The 20,704-nt window shown below is 62.5% G+C and carries 19 protein-coding genes; 10 read left to right on the forward strand and 9 right to left on the reverse strand.

Annotation, left to right across the window (positions count from 1 at the left end):
* Positions 1-35: 35 nt before the first annotated feature.
* Together AO268_RS21620 and AO268_RS21625 are read right to left on the reverse strand one after the other, a co-directional pair.
* Positions 36-3,128, reverse strand: a complete 3,093-nt coding sequence (locus AO268_RS21620) for an efflux RND transporter permease subunit (RefSeq protein WP_099169791.1) — start codon at positions 3,126-3,128, stop codon at positions 36-38.
* Positions 3,129-3,146: 18 nt separating this feature from the next.
* Complete coding sequence (locus AO268_RS21625; protein ID WP_076961033.1) at positions 3,147-4,304, reverse strand: efflux RND transporter periplasmic adaptor subunit; 1,158 nt, start codon at positions 4,302-4,304, stop codon at positions 3,147-3,149.
* Between the two features lie 199 nt (positions 4,305-4,503).
* Here AO268_RS21625 and AO268_RS21630 point away from each other — a divergent pair, with 199 nt between their 5' ends.
* The 4 genes from AO268_RS21630 (at position 4,504) to nudC (ending at position 8,292) form a co-directional block, all read left to right on the forward strand.
* The gene (locus AO268_RS21630; RefSeq protein ID WP_076961032.1) at positions 4,504-5,205 is read left to right on the forward strand and encodes a response regulator transcription factor; all 702 of its coding nucleotides are present in this window, start codon (positions 4,504-4,506) and stop codon (positions 5,203-5,205) included.
* Between the two features lie 4 nt (positions 5,206-5,209).
* Positions 5,210-6,505, forward strand: a complete 1,296-nt coding sequence (locus AO268_RS21635; RefSeq protein WP_076961031.1) for an ATP-binding protein — start codon at positions 5,210-5,212, stop codon at positions 6,503-6,505.
* 134 nt (positions 6,506-6,639) lie between these two features.
* The gene (locus tag AO268_RS21640) at positions 6,640-7,452 is read left to right on the forward strand and encodes a crotonase/enoyl-CoA hydratase family protein (RefSeq protein ID WP_076961030.1); all 813 of its coding nucleotides are present in this window, start codon (positions 6,640-6,642) and stop codon (positions 7,450-7,452) included.
* Positions 7,453-7,458: 6 nt separating this feature from the next.
* Entirely contained in the window at positions 7,459-8,292 is an 834-nt protein-coding gene (nudC, locus tag AO268_RS21645; protein ID WP_099169792.1) for an NAD(+) diphosphatase, read from the forward strand.
* Here the strand turns inward: nudC and AO268_RS21650 are convergent.
* Positions 8,260-9,039 (reverse strand): TSUP family transporter, encoded by a 780-nt coding sequence (locus tag AO268_RS21650; RefSeq protein ID WP_099169793.1) that lies wholly within the window; start codon positions 9,037-9,039, stop codon positions 8,260-8,262. The genes nudC and AO268_RS21650 overlap by 33 nt on opposite strands.
* Before the next feature lie 275 nt (positions 9,040-9,314).
* Between AO268_RS21650 and sfnG the strand changes: the two genes are divergently transcribed.
* Positions 9,315-10,427 (forward strand): dimethylsulfone monooxygenase SfnG, encoded by a 1,113-nt coding sequence (gene sfnG / locus AO268_RS21655; RefSeq protein WP_099169794.1) that lies wholly within the window; start codon positions 9,315-9,317, stop codon positions 10,425-10,427.
* Here the strand turns inward: sfnG and AO268_RS21660 are convergent.
* On the reverse strand, positions 10,416-11,507 hold the full coding sequence (locus AO268_RS21660; protein WP_099169795.1) for a GNAT family N-acetyltransferase/peptidase C39 family protein: 1,092 nt from the start codon (positions 11,505-11,507) through the stop codon (positions 10,416-10,418). The genes sfnG and AO268_RS21660 overlap by 12 nt on opposite strands.
* A gap of 92 nt (positions 11,508-11,599) precedes the next feature.
* Here AO268_RS21660 and AO268_RS21665 point away from each other — a divergent pair, with 92 nt between their 5' ends.
* Together AO268_RS21665 and AO268_RS21670 are read left to right on the forward strand one after the other, a co-directional pair.
* Positions 11,600-13,186 (forward strand): RimK family protein, encoded by a 1,587-nt coding sequence (locus tag AO268_RS21665; protein ID WP_076961025.1) that lies wholly within the window; start codon positions 11,600-11,602, stop codon positions 13,184-13,186.
* Complete coding sequence (locus AO268_RS21670) at positions 13,180-14,121, forward strand: magnesium transporter CorA family protein (protein ID WP_076961147.1); 942 nt, start codon at positions 13,180-13,182, stop codon at positions 14,119-14,121. Before AO268_RS21665 ends, AO268_RS21670 begins: the two co-directional genes overlap by 7 nt.
* A 1-nt stretch (position 14,122) precedes the next feature.
* Here the strand turns inward: AO268_RS21670 and map are convergent, their stop codons facing one another.
* Both map and AO268_RS21680 read right to left on the reverse strand, forming a co-directional pair.
* Positions 14,123-14,878: a type I methionyl aminopeptidase gene (gene map, locus AO268_RS21675; protein WP_099169796.1), complete on the reverse strand. Its 756-nt coding sequence runs from the start codon at positions 14,876-14,878 to the stop codon at positions 14,123-14,125.
* Positions 14,875-15,078 (reverse strand): ParD-like family protein, encoded by a 204-nt coding sequence (locus AO268_RS21680; RefSeq protein WP_076961023.1) that lies wholly within the window; start codon positions 15,076-15,078, stop codon positions 14,875-14,877. Before AO268_RS21680 ends, map begins: the two co-directional genes overlap by 4 nt.
* Positions 15,079-15,332: 254 nt before the next feature.
* On the opposite strand from AO268_RS21680, the gene ilvA reads away from it, so the two are divergent.
* Complete coding sequence (gene ilvA / locus AO268_RS21685) at positions 15,333-16,340, forward strand: threonine ammonia-lyase, biosynthetic (protein WP_099169797.1); 1,008 nt, start codon at positions 15,333-15,335, stop codon at positions 16,338-16,340.
* A gap of 9 nt (positions 16,341-16,349) precedes the next feature.
* On the opposite strand, the gene eco is transcribed toward ilvA, so the two are convergent.
* The gene (gene eco / locus AO268_RS21690; protein ID WP_099169798.1) at positions 16,350-16,832 is read right to left on the reverse strand and encodes a serine protease inhibitor ecotin; all 483 of its coding nucleotides are present in this window, start codon (positions 16,830-16,832) and stop codon (positions 16,350-16,352) included.
* A 266-nt stretch (positions 16,833-17,098) separates the two neighbouring features.
* Between eco and AO268_RS21695 the strand changes: the two genes are divergently transcribed.
* Both AO268_RS21695 and aqpZ read left to right on the forward strand, forming a co-directional pair.
* Entirely contained in the window at positions 17,099-17,359 is a 261-nt protein-coding gene (locus tag AO268_RS21695) for a DUF1652 domain-containing protein (RefSeq protein ID WP_076961020.1), read from the forward strand.
* Between the two features lie 129 nt (positions 17,360-17,488).
* Positions 17,489-18,175: an aquaporin Z gene (gene aqpZ, locus AO268_RS21700; protein ID WP_099169799.1), complete on the forward strand. Its 687-nt coding sequence runs from the start codon at positions 17,489-17,491 to the stop codon at positions 18,173-18,175.
* 6 nt (positions 18,176-18,181) lie between these two features.
* On the opposite strand, the gene AO268_RS21705 is transcribed toward aqpZ, so the two are convergent.
* Both AO268_RS21705 and xylB read right to left on the reverse strand, forming a co-directional pair.
* Complete coding sequence (locus AO268_RS21705; protein ID WP_099169800.1) at positions 18,182-19,123, reverse strand: carbohydrate kinase family protein; 942 nt, start codon at positions 19,121-19,123, stop codon at positions 18,182-18,184.
* Positions 19,124-19,134: 11 nt separating this feature from the next.
* A complete protein-coding gene (xylB, locus tag AO268_RS21710; protein WP_099169801.1) occupies positions 19,135-20,616 on the reverse strand; it encodes a xylulokinase in 1,482 nt (493 codons plus the stop codon).
* Between the last annotated feature and the right edge of the window lie 88 nt (positions 20,617-20,704).

Genomic DNA, 20,704 nt, shown 5'->3' on the forward strand with positions numbered 1-20,704 from the left:
TAGGCGCCGGCTTGCCGGCGCCTACAGGAGGCTGATCAACCTTTGCGTTTGCGCACCAGCTTCATGACGACTACGAAGAACACCGGCACAAACACCACAGCCAGGGTCGCGGTGATCATCCCGCCGATCACCCCGGTCCCAATCGCCTGCTGGCTCGCCGAGCTGGCACCGGTGGCAATCGCCAAGGGCACCACACCGAGGATAAATGCCAGCGAGGTCATGATGATCGGTCGCAGGCGCAGGCGTGCGGCCTTCAGCGTCGCGTCGAGCAGGTCTTCGCCCTGGTCATACAGGTCCTTGGCAAATTCGATGATCAGGATCGCGTTTTTCGCCGACAGCCCGATGATTGTGATCAGGCCGACCTTGAAAAACACATCGTTGGGCATGCCGCGCAGCGACACCGCCATGACCGCGCCCAGTACGCCCAATGGCACCACCAGCAACACCGAAGTGGGGATCGACCAGCTTTCATACAAGGCCGCCAGGCACAGGAACACCACCAACAGCGACAGCATCAACAACAGCGGCGCCTGGGAGCCAGACAAACGCTCCTGCAAGGACAGGCCGGTCCATTCCTGACCCAGGCCCGCCGGCAGCTGGCTGACCAGGCGCTGGATTTCTTCCATGGCCTCGCCGGTGCTGTGCCCTGGCGTCGATTCACCGGAAATGGCAATGGCCGGGTAGCCGTTGTAACGGGTCAACTGCGCCGGGCCCTGGACCCAACGCGCTTCGACAAACGCCGACAACGGCACCATCTTGCCGACGTTGTTGCGCACATGGATCTTCATCAGGTCTTCAACCTGGCTGCGCTGGTCGCCTTCGGCCTGCACCACCACGCGCTGCATGCGCCCCTGGTTGGGGAAGTCGTTGATATAGGCCGAGCCAATGGCCGAGGACAGAAGGTTGCCCACATCGGCAAACGACACGCCCAAGGCATTGGCGCGCTTGCGGTCCACCTCAAGCTGCACTTGTGGCGCCTCGGCCAGGGCGCTTTCGCGCACATTGGCCAGGATCGGGCTTTTTTCCGCCGCCGCCAGCAGCTCGGTGCGCGCCGCCATCAACGCGGCATGCCCCACGCCACCGCGGTCCTGCAAGCGGAACTCAAAGCCGCTGGAGGTGCCCAGGCCATCCACTGGCGGCGGCAGCACGGCATAGGCCATCGCATCCTTGAGCTCGGTAAAGGCCATGTTGGCGCGATCGGCAATCGAGGCCGCCGAGTCGTCGCTGCTGCGTTCTGACCAATCCTTGAGCGTGGTAAACGCCAGCGCCGCGTTCTGCCCGGAGCCGGAGAAACTGAAGCCCATGATCATCGTCGTATCACCAACGCCCGGCTCGCTGGCGTTGTGCGCCTCGATCTGCTCGGCCACCCGCACCGTGCGGTTCTTGCTCGCGCCCGGTGGCAACTGGATATCGGTGATGGTGTAGCCCTGGTCTTCCACCGGCAGGAACGAGGCGGGCAGGCGGCTGAACAGGAACCCCAGGCCCACCAGCAAGACCAGGTAGATCAGCAGGTAACGGCCGCTGCGCTTGAGGGCATAGGCGACCCAGCCTTCATAGCGGTCAGTCAGTTGTTCAAAGCGGCGGTTGAACCCACCAAAGAACCCGCCCTTGGCATGGTGCTCGTCTTTGGCAATCGGCTTGAGCAGGGTGGCGCACAGGGCCGGGGTCAAGCTCAGGGCGAGAAACGCCGAGAACAGGATCGAGGTCGCCATCGACAGGGAGAACTGCTGGTAGATCACCCCCACCGAGCCTGGCATAAAGGCCATTGGCAGGAACACCGCCACCAGCACCAGGGTAATCCCGATGATTGCCCCGGTAATCTGGCCCATGGCCTTACGCGTGGCCTCCTTGGGCGACAGGCCTTCGGTGACCATGATCCGCTCGACGTTCTCCACCACCACAATCGCATCGTCCACCAGGATGCCGATGGCCAGCACCATGCCAAACATGGTCAGCACGTTGATCGAGAAGCCCAGCAACAGCATGGTGGCAAAGGTGCCCATCAGCGCAATCGGCACCACCAGCGTCGGGATCAGGGTGTAGCGGATGTTCTGCAGGAACAGGAACATCACCGCAAACACCAGCAGCATCGCCTCGCCCAGGGTGTAGATCACCTTGGTGATCGAGACCTTGACGAACGGCGAGGTGTCGTAAGGGATCTTGTACTCGACATTGGCCGGGAAGTAGCGCGACAGCTCGTCCATCTTCGCCCGCACCAGGGTTGCGGTGTTCAAGGCATTGGCGCCGGGCGTCAACTGGACGCCGATGGCAGTGGACGGCTTGCCGTTCAAGCGCGTGGAGAACTGGTACTCCTGGCTGCCGATCTCGACGCGCGCCACATCGCCAATGCGCACGGTGGAGCCGTCCGGGTTGGCCTTGAGCACGATGTCGGCAAACTCGGCCGGGGTCGAGAGCTGGCCCTTGACCAGGATCGACGCGGTGATTTCCTGGGTGTGGGTGCCAGGCAAATCACCGATGCTGCCGGCCGAGACCTGGGCGTTCTGTGCCGCAATCGCGGCGTTGACATCGGCCGGGGTCAGGTTAAAGCCGATCAGCTTCTGTGGGTTGATCCAGATGCGCATCGCCCGCTCGGCGCCATACAACTGCGCCTTGCCCACGCCGTCCAGGCGCTTGAGCTCGTTCATCACGTTGCGCGCCAGGTAATCGCTGAGCGCCACGTCATCGAGCTTGCCGTCATTGGAGGTCAGGGTCACCAGCAACAGGAAACCGGCGGACACTTTCTCCACCTGCAGGCCTTGCTGGGTCACGGCTTGCGGCAGGCGCGGCTCCACCGCCTTGAGGCGGTTCTGCACGTCGACCTGGGCCATTTCCGGGTTGGTGCCCGGCTGGAAGGTCGCGGTAATGGTGGCCGAACCGAGGCTGCTCTGGGATTCAAAATACAGCAGGTGATCAGCGCCGTTGAGCTCCTGCTCGATCAGGCTGACCACGCTTTCGTCCAGGGTCTGCGCCGACGCGCCTGGGTACACCGCATAGATTTCCACTTTCGGCGGTGCGACGTTGGGGTACTGCGCCACGGGCAACTGCGGGATGGCGAGGGCGCCGGCCAGCAGGATAAACAAGGCGACCACCCAGGCGAAGATCGGGCGGTCAATAAAGAACTGCGGCATTGTCTCTGATCCCTTTGATTACTGGCCGGCTGCCTGGGCGACAGGCTCGGGGCTGGCATCGACTTCGACTTTTTCACCCGGGCGTGCGTGTTGCAGGCCTTCGACGATGATGCGGTCTCCGGCCTTCAGGCCGCGGTTGACCACCCAGCGATCATTGATCGCCGCGCCCAACTCCACCGGCTGCTGGCTGACGTTCTGCTCGGCGTCCACCCGCAACACCATGGGGATACCGGCGCTGTCGCGGGTGATTGCGCGCTGCGGCACACTCAGGCCTTGCTGGTCGACGGCCTGTTCCAGGCGCACGCGGATAAAGCTGCCAGGCAGCAGGTCGAGGTCCGGGTTGGGGAATTCGCTACGCAGGATGATCTGCCCGGTGCCGGGGTCCACGGAGATCTCCGCGAACAGCAACTTGCCCGGCAACGGGTAGAGGCTGCCGTCATCCTGGATCAACGTGGCCTTGGCCTGGTCCTGGCCCACCTGCTTCAAGTGCCCGGCGCGGAAGGCGCGGCGCAGGTCATTGAGTTCGCGGGTGGACTGGGTCAGGTCGGCGTGGATCGGGTCCAGTTGCTGGATCAGCGCCATGGGCGTGGCTTCGTTCTGGCCCACCAGGGCGCCTTCGGTCACCAGCGCGCGGCCGATACGCCCGGAGATCGGTGCGGTCACGGTGGCATAACCGAGGTTGAGCTTGGCGCGCTGCACCGCCGCCTGGTTGGCCGCGACATCGGCGGCGGTTTGCCGGGCGGCGGCGCGGGCGTTGTCGTAGTCCTGGGCGCTGATGGCATTGCCTTCGACCAACTGGCTGTAGCGCTGCTCTTGCAGGCGCGCCTGGAAGGCGTTGGCCTGGGCCTTGCGCAGGCTGGCCTGGGCGCTGTCGAGGTCGGCCTTGAACGGCGCCGGATCAATACGGAACAGCACCTCGCCCTGTTTGACGTCGTGGCCTTCCTTGAACACCCGCTGCAAGACCACGCCGGCGACCCGTGCGCGCACCTCGGCAATGCGCGGCGCGGCAATGCGCCCGCTCAGCTCGCTGCTGATGGACAGGGGCTTGGCTTCGAGGGTTTCGATGCGTACCTTGGCCAGGGGCATTTGCGGGGCGTCGCCTGCGGAGTTGTCACACGCGCTCAGGGCCAACGTCAGTGCCAACAGGCAAAACGGCGCAAACAGATTCTTTGACATGCTCTTATCCCAATATTGACTGGCGCATCCTACGGGCGCCCCCGGCTTGGTGCTGTGAAGCTGTGTAGGTGGTGTGTGAAGAAATGTAAGGTGCGAGCGCGCTCGATCACCCGTGCGTATATCCTTCACGGCTGTGGATCCTAACAAGCTCCTCTGATCAATGACGATCTAATGTGAAACTGTATTAATTGGAAGCACCATGCCCAACATCCTCCTGGTCGAAGACGACGCCGCGCTCTCCGAGCTGATTGCCAGTTACCTTGAACGCAATGGCTATCACGTCAACGTGCTCTGCCGTGGCGACCATGTGCGCGAGCGGGCCAGGCTCAACCCGCCGGACCTGGTGATCCTCGACCTGATGCTACCGGGCCTGGATGGCCTGCAAGTGTGCCGCCTGCTGCGCGCCGACTCGGCCGGCCTGCCAATCCTGATGCTCACCGCCCGCGATGACAGCCACGACCAGGTACTGGGCCTGGAAATGGGCGCCGATGACTACGTGACCAAGCCCTGCGAGCCACGGGTGTTGCTGGCCCGGGTGCGCACCTTGTTGCGCCGCAGTAGCCTCAGCGAGCCGCAGGCGGCCAATGACCAGATCCTGATGGGCAACCTGTGCATCGACCTGTCGGAACGTTCGGTGACCTGGCGCGACCAGGCGGTGGAGCTGTCCAGCGGTGAATACAACCTGTTGGTGGTGCTGGCGCGGCATGCTGGCGAAGTGCTTAGCCGCGACCAGATCCTGCAACGCCTGCGGGGCATCGAGTTCAACGGCACCGACCGCTCGGTGGATGTGGCCATTTCCAAACTGCGGCGCAAGTTTGACGACCATGCCGGCGAGGCGCGCAAGATCAAGACGGTGTGGGGCAAGGGCTACCTGTTCAGCCGTTCCGAGTGGGAATGCTGACAGCATGTTCAGGGTCCTGATCCGTCTCTACCTGTTGACCATCGTGACGTACAGCGCGGCGATCTACCTGATCCCCATGGGCATCATCGAGGTCTTCCATCATCGCTACATGAACTACACCATCGAACAGTCCCGGGGCTTGCAGAGCCTGATCGTGCGCCAGTACCACAGCCGGCCGGTGGAGCGCTGGTCGGAGGTCACCGCCCAGTTGGCCCGGGATTTTGCGCCGCTGAAAGTGCAATTGCTGCATCGCCAGGATGCCCGCTACACACCGGCCGAAGAGCAGTTGCTGGAGCAGGGCAAGCCGGTGATCCGCCTGGGGGAGTGGGGCTGGATGGAAGAAATCAGCTCGCCGCTCAACGGGCAACTGGCGGTCAAGCTGACCATCCCGCCCGACCCGCTGGACATGAACCTGCTGTACTGGACCATGAACGTGCTGATTGGCGCGGCGTTGCTGGGGGGGCTGTTGCTGTGGCTGCGCCCGCACTGGCGCGACCTTGAACGCCTCAAGGCCACCGCCGCGCAACTGGGCCGTGGCCATCTGGAAGAGCGCACGCACATCCCCCCCAGCTCCAACATCGGCAGCCTGGCGGCGGTGTTCGACACCATGGCCAATGACATCGAGCACCTGCTCAACCAGCAGCGTGACCTGCTCAACGCCGTGTCCCATGAACTGCGTACCCCGCTGACCCGCCTGGACTTCGGCCTGGCCCTGGCGTTGTCCGAAGACCAGCCGGCGGCCAGCCGCGAACGCCTGCAAGGCCTGGTGGCGCATATCCGCGAACTGGATGAACTGGTGCTGGAGTTGTTGTCCTACAGCCGCCTGCAAAACCCGGCGCAACTGCCCGAGCAGGTGGAGGTGGTGCTCGATGAGTTTATCGACAGCATCCTGGGCAGCATCGACGACGAGTTGGAGAACCCCGAGATCGTGATTGATGTGGTGCTGGACTGCGCCGTGGAGCGTTTTACCCTCGACCCACGCCTCACCGCCCGCGCCCTGCAAAACCTGCTGCGCAATGCCATGCGCTATTGCGAACGACGTATCCAGATCGGCGTCAAGGTTTGCGCCAAGGGCTGCGAGATCTGGGTGGATGACGACGGCATTGGCATCCCCGAGGAACAGCGCGCGCGGATCTTCGAGCCGTTCTACCGCCTGGACCGCAGCCGCGACCGCGCCACCGGCGGCTTCGGCCTGGGCCTGGCGATCAGCCGCCGGGCCGTCGAAGCACAGGGCGGCACACTCACCGCCCAGGCCTCGCCCTTGGGTGGCGCACGCCTGCGCCTGTGGCTGCCCACCTAACTGTCTGTCTAGAGCTCCCACATTGATGGGGGTTTTTATGCAGTCCTGCTTTTGGCACATGCGCAGCCTTACCGCCCTTGACGCACCCTTGCTATAGTTCGGGCCTTATCAGCCGCCAGTCAAGGATCACTGCCATGTCCGAATACCAAGCCTTTGTCGTCGAGCTCCACGGCAACGTCGCCCATGTGCAGATCAATCGCCCGGAAAAAATCAACGCCATGAACGCGGCGTTCTGGAGCGAAATCGTCGAGATTTTCCAATGGATCGACGATACCGACGCCGTGCGCGCCGTGGTATTGAGTGGTGCCGGCAAGCATTTTTCCTCGGGCATCGACCTGATGATGCTGGCCTCGGTGGCCAATGAGTTCGGCAAGGACGTGGGGCGCAATGCGCGCTTGCTGCGGCGCAAAATCCTACAGTTGCAAGCTTCGTTCAACGCCGTGGATAACTGCCGCAAGCCGGTGCTGGCGGCGATCCAGGGCTACTGCATCGGCGGCGCCATCGACCTGATCAGCGCCTGCGACATGCGCTACGCCGCTGACGACGCGCAATTCTCGATCAAGGAAATCGACATCGGCATGGCCGCCGACGTCGGCACCCTGCAACGCCTGCCGCGCATCATCGGCGACGGCATGCTGCGCGAACTGGCCTACACCGGCCGTACCTTCGGCGCCGAAGAAGCGCGCAGCATCGGCCTGGTCAACCGGATCTTTGCCGACCATGAAAGCCTGCTGGCCGGGGTGCTGGAGCTGGCTGCGCAAATTGCCGCCAAATCGCCGATTGCCGTAACCGGCACCAAGGCCATGATCAGCTACATGCGTGACCACAGCATCAACGACGGCCTGGAATACGTTGCCACCTGGAACGCGGCTATGTTGCAATCCAACGACCTGCGCGTGGCCATTGCGGCCCATATGAGCAAGCAGAAACCCGAATTCGTGGATTGACTGAACATGACCCCAGGCTGGATCACTACAACGCTACTGGACAACGAGGCCCCGGGCGGCTGGGCTGTGGCCCGGAGTCGCGAAGGTTTTTTACGCGACGATAACGGGCCGCTGTTTCCCAGGGCCTGGCTCAAGCGCCAGGACCTGTCGGTGATGGCCGAACATGGCATTGGTCATCTGGACGGCGAGCCGGTGTACCTGCTGGAACTCAACAGCCCTGGCGAGGTGCCGGGTTGCCGCTGGCAAGGCCTGCGCGCCTTTATGCTGCAAGACGATCACCGCCTGTACAACGTCCTGGGCTATGCCGCGCAAATCGGCACCTGGGCCCGCGAGCACCGTTTTTGTGGCAGTTGCGGCCAGGCGATGGTGCAGGTGCCGCGCGAGCGCGCGATGTTCTGCAAGGCCTGCGACCTGCGCAGTTACCCGCGCATCTCGCCGAGCATGATTGTGCTGATCACCCGTGGTGATGAGATTCTGCTGGCGCGTTCGCCGCGTTTTGTCAGCGGGGTCTACAGCACCCTGGCCGGGTTTGCCGAGCCTGGGGAGTCTGCCGAAGACTGCCTGATCCGCGAAGTGCGCGAGGAAGTGCAGGTCAAGGTGCAGAACATCCAGTACGTGGGCAGCCAGTGCTGGCCGTTCCCCCATTCCATGATGCTGGGCTTTCACGCCGAGTATGCCGGGGGCGAGATCGTGCCCCAGGCCGATGAGATTGAAGATGCGCAGTGGTTCAACGTCCACCAGTTGCCGCCGCTGCCGGCCTCGCGCTCGATTGCCCGCTACCTTATCGACCTGTATGTGGCGCGCCGTCTAGGCCACGCTGAACCAGTGCTGCCAGGCTAGGCGCACCGTCAGGCCGAGGACCACGGTGATAAACACCGGGCGAATGAACTTGGCGCCGCCGCTGATGGCACTGCGGGCGCCAAAGAATGCGCCCACCATCACCGACAGGCCCATGCTCAGGCCGACAATCCAGTCCACCGAACCGTTGAAGATAAACACCGACAGCGCCGCCGCATTGCTGACGAAGTTCATGCTGCGTGCCACGCCGCTGGCCTTGACCAGGTCCACGGGGTACATCAACAGGGTGCTGACGGTCCAGAACGCGCCGGTGCCGGGACCGGCCACGCCATCATAGAAGCCCAGGCCGAAGCCCTGGGTCGATTGCCATTTCTTCTTGATCGGCGCATCGGCATCCAGCGGCGCCTTGGGCGTGCCGCCAAACAACAGGTAGATACCGCAGGCGAAGACGATCACCGGCAGCATCTTGTTCAGCCACTCGGCGGGCAGGTAATGGGCAACGATGGCTCCCAGCATCGCACCGACCAGGGTGCCGACGATGGCGTGCATCCACTGGCGCGGATGGAACAGCTTGCGTCGGTAGAAGGTAAAGCTGGCGGTGGCCGAGCCGAAGGTCGAACTCAATTTATTGGTGCCCAGCACCAGATGGGGTGGCATACCGGCGGTGAGCAAGGCCGGGGTGGTGAGCAAGCCACCGCCGCCGGCAATGGCATCGATAAAACCGGCAATAAAGGCCACCACGGCGAGGATGGCCAGGGTGGTGAGGTCAACGCTGAGTTCAAAAGGCATGGAGGCGACTTATTTTCGGCGAGGCGCAGAAAGGGGCTGCGCGAAAGTCCGATAGCTTACCGATAACCGCTTGCCAGGGCGACTGTTGCAACACACCCTCACCAAGAGGAGCCAGGTGTTGTGCCAGCAACAGTGATCCAACAAACCACCCGCCAGGGCAACATTGCCGCGCCCGGGCCCGGAGCGGTCGAACGCCCCAGCCACGGGGCTTTGCCCGCGCTGGCATGCTTACTGCTCCACACCCTGCACATCCCCTGTGTGCGAGGTACCGAGCCATGACTCAGCAAGCCGTGAAATTTGCCTATTGGGTGCCCAATGTCAGTGGTGGCCTGGTGGTCAGCAACGTCGAGCAACGCACCGACTGGGGCATCGACTACAACCGCAAACTGGCCCAACTGGCCGAGGCGGCGGGGTTTGAGTACGCCTTGACGCAAATCCGCTTCACCGCCGGCTACGGCGCCGAATATCAGCATGAATCCGTGGCCTTCAGCCATGCATTGCTGGCCGCTACCCGTACGCTCAAGGTGATCGCCGCGATCCTGCCGGGCCCCTGGCAGCCGGCGTTGGCGGCCAAGCAACTGGCGACCATCGATCAACTGACCCATGGCCGGGTCGCAGTGAATATCGTCAGTGGTTGGTTCAAGGGCGAGTTCCAGGCCATCGGCGAACATTGGCTGGAGCACGACGAGCGCTACCGGCGTTCCGAGGAGTTCATCCGTGCCTTGAAGGGCATCTGGACCCAGGATGACTTCACCTTCAAGGGCGATTTCTATCGCTTCAACAATTACACCCTCAAGCCCAAGCCCCTGGGGCAACCGCACCCGGAGATTTTCCAGGGGGGCAGCTCCCGGGCCGCGCGGGATATGGCGGCGCGGGTGTCGGACTGGTATTTCACCAACGGCAATACGCCTGAGGGGATCAAGGCCCAGGTCGATGATATCCGCGCCAAGGCCGCAGTCAATCACCATTCGGTCAAGATCGGGGTCAATGCGTTTGTGATCGCCCGTGACACCGAAGAGGAGGCCCAGGCGGTGTTGGCCGAGATCATCGACAAGGCCGACCCGCAAGCGGTCAATGCCTTTGGCGATGCCGCCAGGCAGGCGGGCCAGGCCTCGCCGGAAGGCGAGGGCAACTGGGCCAAGTCCAGCTTCGCTGACCTGGTGCAGTACAACGACGGCTTCAAGACCAACCTGATCGGCACGCCCCGGCAGATTGCCGAGCGCATCGTCGCACTCAAGGCGGTGGGGGTGGACCTGGTGCTGGCGGGCTTCCTGCACTTTCAGGAAGAGGTGGCGTATTTTGGCCAGCGCGTGCTGCCCCTGGTGCGCGAACTGGAGGCCAAGGCCGCGGCGACCGGCAGCGCCAGGGCGACGGCGTTACCCGTATAGCACCACCGCCGCACGCAGTTGGTTATTGCCAAAGCGGCACATCCGCGCGAATTCCCCGTGGCTGACCGGCAAATGCTGGCAGTCCATGGGCTGGCGATGCTGGCTATGGTCCACATCGGGGTCATGCAGGTAGACAAACTCCTGATCGCAGTCGGTCACGATCACCCAGTGCGGTGACTTGGAGCGCGTCAGCCGGTAGCTGCTGATCAGCACCAGCGGCTGGCCGCCTTCGCCCAGGACCTGTGCCAGGTCCAACGCACCGCCGAACACCTGCTGCACCTCGCTGTTGGCCAACTCTTGCTCGAACCCCTCATGCACCAGGCGCATGACCTCTTTTTTATGCAGGTTACGCACCCCATCGAGAAACAGCGGCCCGCGCACGTTGACCTGCATGCGCACGCGAAACCCCCGACGCCAGGCCGCCAGGGCCAAACCCTGGGGGCTGCAGCCGCCGTGGCCGGCGGTCATGAACACGGTGGTTGCTTCGCGCCAGATCTGCAGTTCTTCGCGGCGCTGGGCCTCACGCCCCGGCACCAGGGCGCCCATGGCCATCAGCAGGCACGCGGCGCCGCAGGTGAAATCGGTGGTCTGTGGGTAGTAGGGCACGCTCAAGGCCCGGGCGTCAGCGTGCTGGAGGATGCGTTTCTCCAGGCGCAGGGCGTCGGTATGGTCGGCGTAATAGTCGTTGATCAGGGCAAAGCGCCGGTAGCCACTGCGCTCATACAGGGCGATGGCGCCAGGGTTGTCGGTGCGCACCTCAAGGCGCAGGTAGGCACAGTCGTGTTCCACGGCACAGGCTTCGATGCGCGCCAGCAGTTGCTTGCCCAGGCCCATGCCCCGGGCAGGCGCGGCAATGGCGATGGAGTACAGGCGCGCCAGCGAGGTGCCGCGATGGAACAATACCAGGGCATAACCGAGCAAGTGGCCGGTGTCTTCGGCCACCAGCAACTGCCCATGGGCACGGCTGATCATCCACTGGAAACTGCGGGTGGACAGACGCTCGGTGGTGAAACAGTGCTGTTCCAGTGCCACCAGCGCCGGCACGTCATCAAGGGTTGCAATGCGAAAACAAAGAGTCATATAACCGCCGTAAAAGTTGCGTAACTAAACGAGACTTCCGTGAAAGATCGTGCTTAATAGAAAAGGTCAAGTTCTCTAGCGGATCAATCAATATGTCAGCGGTACAAAGTCATTGGCGAGAAGTATCCGAGCAAAGCGTCGCGGCGACAATCACTTCCAGCGGATATTTTTCCACACAGCCCAAGAGTCCAAGCCAAGTCGTGATTATTGTTGAGCGCAAGGAAGACTGGGCCTCGTACTTCCCCAGCGAAGATATAGTCACCGCCCAGGAATACCTCGAACACTCCCGGGAGAACGAGGCGGGCAAACGGGTGCAGGTGATCAACCTGTGCCGCAGCTACAAGTACCTGGGGCATGGCTACTACTGCTCGCTGCTGGCCGAAGCGCGGGGGCACAAGGTGATTCCGTCGGTGCGTACCATCAGTGAATTGACGAAAAAATCCCTGTACGGCCTGGCCCTGGATGACCTGGATAAAACCCTCGATAAAGCATTGAGTCATCATCTTTACAGCAATACCGAAGGGTTTACCCTGACACTTTATTTCGGTCGGACCAATATTGAACCGCTGCAAGATTTAGCCCGGCAGTTATTTGAAGCCTTCCCATCCCCCATCCTGTTAGTTGAGTTCCGCAAGCATAACGGCTGGCATATCGAAGGCATCAAGTCCGGGGTCTTACATAAGTTGCGTGATGATCAGGAAGATCAATTCGCCCATGCCCTGGACAACTTCAGCCGCCGGATCTGGCGCCAACCGCGCTCCAAGCGCCTGGCCCGTTATGACCTGGCCATCCTGCATGATCCCCAGGAGCAGTTGCCGCCGTCCAATGCCAAGGCCCTGGATAATTTCGTGCGGGTGGGCAAGGGCTTGGGCATCGATGTCGAGCTGATCGAGCGCAAGGACTACGCACGGCTGGCCGAATACGACGCGCTGTTGATCCGCGAAACCACCAGTGTCGACAACCACACCTATCGTTTCGCCAAGAAAGCCGAGAGTGAAGGGCTGGTGGTGATGGACGACCCGGCGTCGATCCTGCGCTGCACCAATAAGGTCTACCTTACGGACCTGCTCAACAGTCATCAGTTGGGCATGCCCGCCACCGAGATTCTGTACAAGGAGCGACCGCAAGATTTCGAGCGGGTGGGGGAGCGATTGGGCTTCCCCCTGGTGCTGAAAATCCCCGACGGCTGTTTCTCCCGGGGGGTGATCAAGGTAGAAAGCCAGGAAGCGCTGCTGACCGCCACGGCCGAGCTGTTCGAGCACTCGGTGTTGCTGCTGGCCCAGGAGTTTTTCTATACCGAGTACGACTGGCGCATTGGCGTACTCAACCGCAAGCCGATCTTTGCCTGCCAATATTTCATGTCCAAGGGCCATTGGCAGATCTACAACCACAAGGCTATCGGCCAGGATATCAACGGCGAGTGCCGGACCCTGGCGGTGCACGAGGCGCCCAAGGCCGTGGTGGAGCTGGCGGTCAAGACCGCCAACCTGATCGGCGATGGCTTGTACGGTGTCGACTTGAAGCAGTCCGGCGACAAGGTGGTGGTGATCGAGGTCAACGACAACCCGAACATGGATGCCGGGATCGAAGATGCCTACTTGCAGGACGACCTGTATTCCCTGGTGCTGGAAGAGTTCGTGCGCCGCCTGGAGCTCAAGCGCCAGGGCCAGGGCTGGTGATCGGCTTTGAACTGCGCGAAGGCGCGCTGCGCCGCAGCGAGCGCGAAAATGCCGAGATCCTGCTGTTCAACAACCCCGACAGCCATGAGCGTGAATTACTGCGCGAGCGCTACAAGGTTGATGAGCACGCGCTGGCATCGGCCCTGGACCCGGACGAGGTGTCGCGTATCGAGTTCCATCCAGACAACCTGTTTTTGATCTGGAAGCGCCCGCAAAACTACTCCGGGGGCAGCAACCTGGTGTTTGAAGTGTCGTCCTGTGGCTTGCTGTTTTCCCCGGACCGCCTGCTGGTGATTGCCACCGACGACAGCCAACTGTCCGGCCTGGGCGCGCGGCGGCCGTTGCATACGCCGCTGGACGTGTTGCTGGACCTGCTGCTGAACAACCTTCACCACTACCTGGGCCACCTCAAGGTGATCAAGCTGGTCGCTCGGGAGTTGCAGCAGCAATTCAACGCCTCCATGAGCAACCGCCACCTGATGCAGATGTTCAGCCTCAGCGAGAGCCTGATCTATTACATCAACGCGCTGCACAGCAACGGCGCGGTCTTGACGCGCTTGCGTAACCACGCCGAGAAGGAGCATTTCAGCCCGCAGACCCTGGGCTTGATCGATGACCTGATCATCGAGAACCACCAGTGCTACAAGCAGGCGGAGATCTATTCCAATGTGTTCTCGGGGCTGATCGACGCCCGGGGCAACCTGATGAACAACAGCATGAACAACCTGTTGCGCAAGCTGACGCTGATCAACGTGGTGTTCCTGCCGCTGAACCTGATCGCCAGCATTGGCGGCATGTCCGAGTTCAGCATGATGACGGCGGGTACACCGTGGTGGGTGGCGTACCCGCTGTTTCTGCTGGCGATGGCGTTGGGCGCCGCAGGGATGGTGTTGGGGCTCAGGCGGGTGGCCAGGGGCGGCGGGAAAGCGGGGTAACCTAGGCTCCCGCCTGTAGCGTCAGTACTTCAAACCCCTCAGCGGTCACGGCCACCGTATGTTCCCACTGGGCTGACAGGCTGTTGTCGCGGGTCACCACGGTCCAGCCGTCCTTGAGGCTGCGCACCTTGGCGCTGCCCTGGTTGAGCATTGGCTCGATGGTGAACACCATGCCTTCGCGCAGGATCAAGCCGGTGCCTGGGCGACCGAAGTGCAGGATTTGCGGCTCTTCGTGCATTTGCCGGCCAATCCCGTGGCCGCAATACTCGCGCACCACGCTGTAGCCATTGGCCTGGGCGTGGCTTTGGATCGCATGGCCGATATCCCCCAGGCGTGCGCCGGGCTTGACCTGGCGGATACCGGCCCACATCGCCTCGAAGGTCTGCTCTACCAGGCGCCGTGCCTTGGGCGCGACGGCGCCGATCATGTACATCTTGCTGGCGTCGGCAATAAACCCGCCTTTTTCCAGGGTGATGTCGATATTGAGGATGTCGCCGTCCTTCAACACGTCCCGGGCACTTGGCATGCCGTGGCACACCACCTCGTTGAGGGAGGTGTTGCTGCTGAAGGGGTAGTCATACTGCCCAAGGCTGGCGGGGCGCGCTTGCAGGTCCTGGCGGATAAACGCCTCGATTGCCGCATCCAGCTCCAGGGTGGTCAGGCCAGCGCGGACCCGGTTGTCGAGCATGCTGAAGACCTGGCCCAGCAGGCGGCCGGCTTCGCGCATCACGGCGATCTGTGCAGGGGTCTTGATCATCGGCTGCGCCCCCGGATCAGGTCGGGCTTGTCGAGCAACAGCTTGTTGATCAGGTCGTTGTAGGCCAGGTGCGGATTGAGTTCGGCCAACAGGCCGATCTTGATCCAGAACTCCGCCTGGGCGTTGATCGAACGGTCCATGGCAGCGCTGGCCAGGCGGATTTGTTCATGCAGTTGATCGGTGATCTTGACGATGCCCATGAGCTTCACTGTGTAGGGTTGATATACAAAGCGTATACGTTTCGTATATCGCTCGTAAACCCCCAGAGTTGACTTGCCACAGAGCGCCGGTTAGTTTTGCGGCATGACCTTGCAAACCTATCGTTCCCAGCCAAGCATTATTATTACCGCCATTCCTTATTTGGCGGGATAGCGTTCGGCTGTACCCAAACCCGCCCTAGAGGCGGGTTTTGTTTTTCCGTCTCCTGGGCTTTGTCAAACGCCAGGAGTCCCCCATGAGTAGCCCCTTGCTGCTTGAGCAATACGTAAAAAAAATCCTCGCCGCGCCGGTCTACGACCTGGCGATACGCACGCCCTTGCAGGCGGCCCCGGCGCTGTCGGCGCTGCTCGGCAATCAGGTCCTGCTCAAGCGCGAAGATTTGCAGCCGACGTTCTCCTTCAAGATCCGTGGCGCCTACAACAAGCTGGTGCAACTGACCGCAGCGCAAAAGGCCTGCGGGGTGATTACAGCTTCGGCGGGCAACCATGCCCAGGGCGTGGCCCTGGCGGCACGTGAGTTGGGGATCAGGGCGACGATCGTGATGCCCAGCACCACGCCCGAATTGAAAGTGCTGGGCGTGTGCTCGCGAGGCGCCGAGGCGGTGTTGCAGGGCGCAAGTTTCCCATTTGCCCTGGCCCATGCGTTGCAGTTGGCCGAGCAGTCGGGGGCCACCTTTGTCTCGCCTTTCGATGATCCCGATGTGATCGCCGGGCAGGGCACCGTCGCCATGGAAATCCTGCGCCAGCAACAAGGCGCGCTGGACGCGATCTTTGTCCCGGTCGGTGGCGGCGGGCTGATCGCCGGGATCGCCGCCTATATCAAATACCTGCGGCCAACAGTACGGGTGATTGGCGTGGAGCCTGAAGGTTCCAGTTGCCTGCTGGCGGCCCTGGGTGCAGGCGAGCGGGTGATCTTGCCCAGTGTGGACAACTTCGCCGATGGCACCGCCGTGGCGCAGATCGGCGCCTATGGCTTTGAAATCTGCCGCCACCATGTCGATGAAGTCATCACCGTCAGCAACGATGAACTGTGCAGCGCGATCAAGCTGATCTACGACGACACCCGCGCCATCACTGAGCCCTCCGGCGCCCTGGCGGTGGCTGGTATCCGCCGCTATGTGAAACGCAGCGGGGCCCTGGGGCAGACGCTGGTGGCGATCAACTCCGGGGCCAATATCAACTTCGATAGTTTGCGCCACGTGGCCGAGCGGGTGGCGGCACAACAGCACCGCTCCCCCATTTGATCTATGGCGCTACTGCACGCTGGCCTTCTCGACGGTGGGCGAGGCCGACCAGATGCGGTAACGCACTTCGACATCTTTTGGAACATATATCACGATGGGCAATTTGCTGTTGTAGCGCAGCAAAAAACCGTCACCGACCACCGGCACAAATGCCTTGCGGGTCTTGCCATCGGGGCAGGCCATCAGGGTGCTCATGGGGCCAATAACGTTCTCCATCCGGTAAAACGGGTAGCCCCAACCTTCGAGATTCTTTTCTTCCAACACCCCACCCAGGCGTTGCTGGTTACAGTCCACGGACAGGGTTTTGCCGGCCAGGATCTCGACCTGAAGGTCCTGTTCCCGGGGCTGTGCAGGCAAGTGGATAACCTGGCGCACGTGCCCGGCATCGGCCTTGGGGTAGGGCGCGATATCTTCAAGTTTGGCAGCGTTGGCCTGTGCGGCCAGCATGCTCATTGCCAGTACCGAAAGGAGAGTGAAGGGAGAAGCCGTCATGGGACGTCCTTATCTTGAGGTCAGTTGAACAGTGGTTGCCAACGATGCACGCCAACGCTCGGCAGTGCAAACCGGCAGCAACTTATATAAGAGTGGCGGTTGCTTATGAGGAAAGGATCCTACGCCGTTGGACACAAGGAGTAGGCTCAGCAGTTGAACGTACCTGCCAGGGTTGGCAAGGCGTGAAGTCAACCGTCGACGCGACGGTCAGACTATCGATAGCGATAATAATTCATTGGCGGTCTCAACAAAGGAGAGGTTTAGCCATGCTTTCGGAACTGGAGTTGCGCAGCATTATTGAAGGAGGTTTCCTGCCTCGACGTTGTGAATGCATCAAGGCCCAGGATGCGACGCTGACGATCAAAGTCTACGACGATGCTGAGGGTACGGGCATCACCGTCACCGGTATCCAGGCCGATAAGCTCGACAGCAGTCGAGCCATCTGCAACCTGATCACCGAGTTGCGTGAAGACCTCAAGCATGCCCATGCTCCGGCGCCACGTCGGGCGGGGGCGAGGCTTTACTGATCGGGGCGGTCTACGGGCCTGGATCCCCAGGCCCGGCCTTGCCTCTCACGCAAACCTCAGACGATTCCGATACGGTCTTTTATTACCCGCTGTTACTGTCTGCACCGCATCTGTCGGGTGAGATATCGCGTGCAACAAAAAATCGCAGCAGAGTTTCTCGGTACCTTCTGGTTGACCTTCGGCGGTTGCGGCAGTGCGATCCTGTCGGCTGCGTTTCCAGGGTTGGGGATTGGTTTTGCGGGGGTGGCCCTGGCGTTTGGCCTGAGTGTGCTGACCATGTCCTATGCGGTGGGCAGTATCAGTGGCGCGCATTTCAACCCGGCAGTGACCGTGGGGTTGTGGGTCGGAGGGCGGTTTGCAGGGCTGGAGGTGCTGCCCTATATCATCGCCCAGGTCGCCGGCGCGACGGTTGCGGCGGCGATCCTTGCACTGGTCGCCAGTGGCCGGCCAGGGTTTGAGATCGGCGAGTTCGCCGCCAATGGCTATGGTGCATTGAGCCCGGGGCAATACAGCCTGCTGGCCGCCGTGGTCGTGGAAACGGTGGGCACGTTCTTCCTGGTGTTTATTGTCATGCGGGTAACGGAGCCCGGTAGCGCATCAGGCTTTGCGCCGATAGCCATCGGCCTGACCCTGACCCTGATCCACCTGGTGTCGATCCCGGTCACCAATACCTCGGTCAACCCGGCCCGTAGTACCGGGCCGGCGTTGTTTGCCGGCACTGATTACCTGATGCAGCTCTGGCTGTTCTGGCTCGCGCCCCTGGCCGGCGGCGTGGTCGGCGCGCTGGTGGCCCGGGCTATACGGGAAAAGCCGTGAGCTTGGTTAGCCGGGTAATTGCTGGCGATAAGGCAGGTCGGGCCCGGTCTTGCTACAGGTCAGCGCGGCGGCGCGAATGGCAAACCTGAGCATCGCGTCGATCTGCTCCCGGGCCAGGCCCTGCACGCCGTCTACCGAATCCAGCTGTTGCTCGGTCAGCCAGGCAATCAAGGCCGCCTGGAAGGTATCGCCGGCGCCGACCGTATCGGCCATCACCACTGGCACCGCCGGGGCCGACCAACTGCCATGCTGGCGGCTGAACACCGTCGCCCCTTGACCGCCACGGGTCAGGAAAATCAGCTGGCAGCGGTACTGCAACCAGCCTTGCAGCACGCTTTCCGGCGCCTGGCCAGGGTAGAGCAGGTGCAGGTCTTCATCGCTGACCTTGATCAGGTCGGCATGCTGCACCAGTTCGGCCACGCGCTGGCGCCAGACCTCGATATCCGGCTCGGGGTTCAGGCGCACATTCGGATCGAGGCTGATCAGGCGCTGGCCGCTTTCCCGGCGCAGCAAGGCCAACAGGCTGTCGGCCACCGGCTGCACCACCAGGGAAAACGAGCCGAAATGCAGGCCGCGCACCTGCGCATCGAGGACCGGCAGATGCCCGAGCTGCAACTGCCGGTCCGCACAGCCTTCCCCCCGGAAACTGTAGTGCGGCGAGCCATTGGCCCCCAGGGCGACCATCGCCAGGGTAGTCGGTGCGGCAAACTCCACCAGGTAGTCGTCGCGCACCCCTTCATCCCTGAGCACCTGGCGCAGGCGTTGGCCCAGGTAGTCGCTGGACAACCCGGCCAACAGCCCCACCTCGATCCCCAGGCGGCGCAACCCCACGGCCACGTTGAACGGCGAGCCGCCGGCAATCGCCTTGAAATTGACTGTCGAGGCCTGCCCGCTGGCATCCTCCTGGCTGAAAAAATCAAACAGCGCTTCGCCACACACCAGATACATATTATTCGCTCTTAAAGGGTTGCCACATGCTGTTGATAGCGTGCATAGGCCTGTTGATAGGCCGCAACACTGGCGGCGACGGGCTGGGTACGGCTGGCCGGGTCGACGCTGACGCAGCGGGCGCACAGCGCTTGCAGGCTTTCGCCGGACTGGCACCACGCAGCCTGGATCGCCGCGCCCAGGGCCGCCGCTTCACTTTGTTCGGTACACACCACTTCGGTGTCCATGATATCGGCGACCATCTGCCGCCACACCGGGCTTTTCGAGCCACCGCCAATCAGGCGGATACTGTGGCTTTGCAGGCCGGTCTGGCGCAGCAGGTCCAGGCCCTGGCGCAAGCCAAAGGTGGTGCCTTCGACCACCGCGCGGCACAGGTTGCCACGGGTCAGGTTGGTCATGGTCAGGCCGTGTAGGCTGCCGGTGGCGTGGGGCAGGGCGGGCACGCGCTCGCCGTTGAGGAACGGCAGCATGCTGACGCCCTCGGCGCCAATCGGTGCCTGGGCCACCAGGGCGTTGAACGCCACCAGGTCCAGCTCGAACAATTCGCGGATCACCCCGGTGGCATTGGTCAGGTTCATGGTGCAGATCAACGGCAGCCAACCGCCGCTGGAGGAACAGAATGTCGCCACCGTGGCCTGGGCGCTGACCGTCGGCTGGTCGGCAAACCCATACACGGTGCCCGATGAGCCCAGGCTCATGGTGATCACCCCCGGCACAATATTGCCGGTGCCGATGGCCCCCATCATATTGTCGCCACCGCCACTGGACACAATGGCCCCGGGGTTGATCCCCAGGCGTTCGGCGATCCCCGGCAGCACAGTGCCCAGCGCCTGATCGGCTTCGATCAGCGCTGGCAACGCCGCTTCCAGGCGCCCGCTGGGGTCGATATGCCGCAGCAATGGCAAGTCCCATTGGCGGGTGCGCACATTGAAATAGCAGCTGCCCGAGGCGTCGCCATATTCGGCGCAGGCGCGGCCGGTGAGCCAGTAATTGAGATAGTCGTGGGGCAACAGGACATGGGCGATGCGCGCAAACACATCCGGGTGTTGCTCCAGGGTCCACAACAGCTTGGACACGGTGTAGCCCGGCGCAATGGCCACGCCCAGGCGCTCCAGGGCGCCGCGTTCACCGCCCAGGTGCTGCAGCAACCGGGCATTTTCCGCGCTGGTTTCAGTGTCGCACCACAGCTTGGCCGGGCGCAGCACCTGGCCCTGGGCATCGAGCAGGACCAGGCCATGTTGCTGGCCGGAAACGCCGATGCCGAGAATGTCCTGGCCGTCCACGCCGGCTTGTTGCAAGGCGCGGTGGGTGGATTCGGTCAAAGCGTCCAGCCATTGCGTGGTGTCTTGCTCGCGCCGGCCATTGGCGCCGCTGATCAGGCTGTGCGCGGCGGCGCCCAGGCCCAGCACCTTGCCGTTGGTGGCGTCGAGGACGATGGCTTTGGTGCCTTGGGTGCCGCAGTCGATGCCAAGAAACAAAGATTGCCGGGTCATGGTGGTTACTCAGCAGACAGTAGGGTGAAAAACCGATCAACCTGTGGGAGCTGGCTTTTCTGCGATGGCGGGGGATCAGTCACATCAT

It is taken from the genome of Pseudomonas sp. ICMP 8385, from assembly GCF_002699915.1.
GTDB lineage: Bacteria > Pseudomonadota > Gammaproteobacteria > Pseudomonadales > Pseudomonadaceae > Aquipseudomonas > Aquipseudomonas gessardii.